This window comes from Bradyrhizobium sp. HKCCYLS1011, from assembly GCF_051167795.1.
In the GTDB taxonomy this organism is placed as follows: domain Bacteria; phylum Pseudomonadota; class Alphaproteobacteria; order Rhizobiales; family Xanthobacteraceae; genus Bradyrhizobium.
This window is the reverse complement of record NZ_JBNPTT010000023.1, coordinates 1-3,479: the sequence shown is the minus strand read 5'-3', so window position 1 is coordinate 3,479 and position 3,479 is coordinate 1. Positions and strand designations below refer to the sequence as shown.

Sequence of the window (3,479 nt, the reverse complement as noted above, 5' to 3'; positions counted from 1 at the left end):
ATGCTGCCGGATCACATGGTGCCGTCGGCGATCGTCAGGCTCGACCGCCTGCCGCTGTCGCCGAACGGCAAGCTCGATCGCAACGCGCTGCCGGCGCCGGAGTGGCAGGGCACAGGCGAGATCATCGCCCCGCGCGACGCCACGGAAGAAGCCCTTGCTGCGATCTGGCGTGAGGTGCTCAAGCGCGAGCGCGTCTCCGTCACCGACAACTTCTTCGCGCTCGGCGGTGATTCGATCCAGTCGATCCAGGTGGTGGCGCGGGCCAAGCGGGCCGGGCTCAATCTGACGGCGCGGCAGGTGTTCGAGCAGCAGACGATCGCCGCACTTGCGGCGGTGGCGGGCGCTGCCACGGCGGTGACAGCGGAGCAGGGGCTCGTCACGGGCGAGGTGCCGCTGACGCCGATCCAGCACTGGTTGTTCGAACAGGAGCTGAAAGCACCGCATCACTTCAACCAGGCGGTGCTGCTGGATGCGGATGCGGAGCTGACGCCTGAACTGGTGGCGCAGGCGCTGGGTCATCTGCTGCGCCATCACGATGCGCTGCGGCTGCGCCTCCATCGGGAGGAAGATGGCTGGCGGCAGCTGCACGAGGAGGGCGAGAGCGCGTGCGCAAGTGAAGCGATCGTCGAAGCCATCGATCTCACAGAGTTCGGCGAGGCGATGCAGCCTGCGGCGTTGCGGATGCATGCCGACCGGCTGCAGGGGAGCCTCGATCTGCAGGCCGGCCCGTTGCTGCGCGCGGCCTTGTTCGATTTGGGATCGCAAGGCAAGCGGCTGCTCGTGATCATCCATCATCTGGTGGTGGACGGCGTGTCCTGGCGGATCCTGCTGGAGGATCTCTCCGCCGTGATGTTGGCGCTGCAACGGGGCGAGCCGGTCAGGCTGGCGGCGAAGACGACCTCGTTCCAAGCCTGGGCTGAACGGCTGGTGACGCATGCCGCCTCCGATACCTTGCAGGGTGAGCTGGCCTATTGGCAAAGGCAGCCCTGGGCGGAGATGGGCCGTCTGCCGCGCGACCATGACGGCGGCACCAACCGCGCCGAGTCGGTGCGCATGGTGAGCACGTCAGTCGATGCGGCGGAGACGCGGGCACTGTTGCAGGAGGTGCCCGGTGTCTACCACACCCAGATCAACGACGTGCTGCTGACGGCGCTGGTGGAGGCTTTGGCCGATTGGACTGGACGGCGCAGCCTGCTGGTTGCGCTCGAAGGCCATGGCCGCGAGGAGCTGTTTGGTGACGTCGACGTGTCGCGCACGGTGGGCTGGTTCACCAGCCTGTTCCCGGTGCTGCTGGATGTCGGCGGGACGGCCGATCCGGGTGACGCGCTGAAGGCGGTGAAGGAGCAGCTGCGCGCCGTGCCCCAGCGCGGCGTCGGCTACGGCTTGCTGCGCTATCTCAGCAATGCCGCCATGCCGGAGGTCGCGCCCGAGCTCAGCTTCAACTATCTCGGCCAGCTCGACGGGGCCGGCGGTGAGGGCAGTTTGCGCTTTGCGGCGGAAGACGTCGGCGCCCAGCAGGATGGGCGCAACACCCGCGCGCATCTGATCGATGTCTCCGCTTATGTCCGCGACGGCCGCCTGCAGCTGCAATGGTTCTACAGCGCGTCATTTCACGAAGCGTCGACGGTCGAGGCTTTGGCGGCAAGTCTTGTTGCGTACCTGCGCACCCTGATCGCGCACTGCGAAACCAGCGAGGGCGGCTTCACGCCGTCTGATTTTCCACTCCTCCAGAACATTCTCAATTTTTGAGATCGGGAGCCGACCGATGAACATGCATAGCAGCAGAAACAAAGGCCAGCCCAGGATCGGTCAGCAGGACCTCGATCGCCTGATTGCCTCGATCGGCGGACCGCGACAGGTCGAGGACATCTATCCACTGTCGCTGATGCAGCAGGGTATGCTGTTCCACTCTCTCTACGAGCCCGATTCTGCGGTCTACGTCATCTCGCTCGCCTGCCGGCTCGAAGGTGACCTTGATGTCGATGCGTTCGAGCAGGCCTGGCGTATGGCAGTGGCGCGCCACGCGGTGCTGCGCACTGCCTTTGTCGGCCAGGATCTTGCGGTCCAGTTGCAGGTGGTCTTGCGCGAGGCGGTGTTGCCCTTCGCACGGGAGGATTGGCGAGGCTTGGCGCTCGCCGAGCAAGAGAGGCGGCTCGCAGATCTGCAGCAGGCCGAGCGTCTCCGCGGTTTCGATTTCGCGCGCCCGCCGCTGATGCGGCTCTGCCTGATCCGGACCGGCGAGCGTGACTACCGCCTGCTCTGGAACAGCCATCACATCCTGTTCGATGGCTGGTCGATCCCGTTGCTGCTCGATGATGTGTTCAACGCCTATGTCGCGTTCAGCCGGCGGGAGGCGCCGCAGCTGACGCCGGTTCGTCCGTTCCGCGACTACATCGCCTGGCTGCAGCACCAGGACATGGCGGCGGCGGAAGCTCATTGGCGGACGCGGTTGGCCGGCTTCGAGGCGCCGACCTCGTTGGTTCTGCAGAGCCCCGGCAGCGATACCACGAGAAGCGAGCGTTACGCCGAGCAGAGCCGTGTGCTCAAGACAAGGTTGACCGTGCTCGAAGGCTTCGCACGGCAGCACAAATTAACGATCAACACGCTGGTGCAGGGGGCCTGGGCGCTGCTGCTCGGCCGCTATTGCGATAGTGACAATGTGGTGTTCGGAGTCACAGTATCGGGACGTCCGGCAGAGCTGCCGGACGTGGAGCGCACGGTCGGGCTGTTTGTCAATACGCTGCCGCTGCGCGTAGCGCTGCCGGGCAGGGCGACCGTGCTGGACTGGCTGCGTGATGTCCAGGCGCGGCAGACCGAGTTGTTGGAGCATCAGCATAGCCCGCTGCCCCTGGTCCAGCGCTGGAGCGAGGTGGCGGATGGGACGCCGCTGTTCGAGAGCATCGTCGCGTTCGAGAATTATCCGACCGAGATATCGGCCGCCTCGGAGCTGACGCAAGCCCTGCGGATCAGTGACATCCATACCCTGGAGCGGACGAATTACCCGCTGACTCTGCAGGTCATTCTCGAACAATCCGTCTCGATGACTCTGATCTATGATGCCGAGAGGTTTGCGGCGTCGGCAGTCGAACGGTTGCTTGGCCACTTTGCGCGGCTGCTGGGCGAGATCGTCACCGATCCCGCGCGGCCGCTGGCGGCGCTGTCGCCACTCGGCGAGGACGAGCGGCACCAGGTGGTGAGCGCGTTCAACGCCACCGCGGCGAACACCCCACAAGGCCTGCTGCATGCGCCGTTCGCGGCACAGGCGGCACGGACGCCGGAGCGGATCGCACTACGCTTCGAGGACGCAACGCTCAGCTATGGCGAGCTCGACCGCCGCGCCAACCAGCTGGCGCATCATCTGCAGCAGCTCGGCGTCGGCCCCGATGTCGTGGTCGGCGTCCAGGCCGAGCGCTCGTTCGAGATGGTGGTGGCGCTGTTCGGCATCCTCAAGGCCGGCGGGGCCTACCTGCCGCTCGACC

At 66.0% G+C, this 3,479-nt stretch carries 2 protein-coding genes; both read left to right on the top strand.

Going from position 1 to position 3,479, the window contains the following annotated elements:
• The coding region (locus ACQR1W_RS39735) for a condensation domain-containing protein (RefSeq protein ID WP_434855875.1) at window positions 1-1,749 on the top strand (1,749 nt) is incomplete at its 5' end.
• 16 nt (window positions 1,750-1,765) lie between these two features.
• The coding region (locus ACQR1W_RS39730) for a condensation domain-containing protein (RefSeq protein ID WP_434855874.1) at window positions 1,766-3,479 on the top strand (1,714 nt) is incomplete at its 3' end.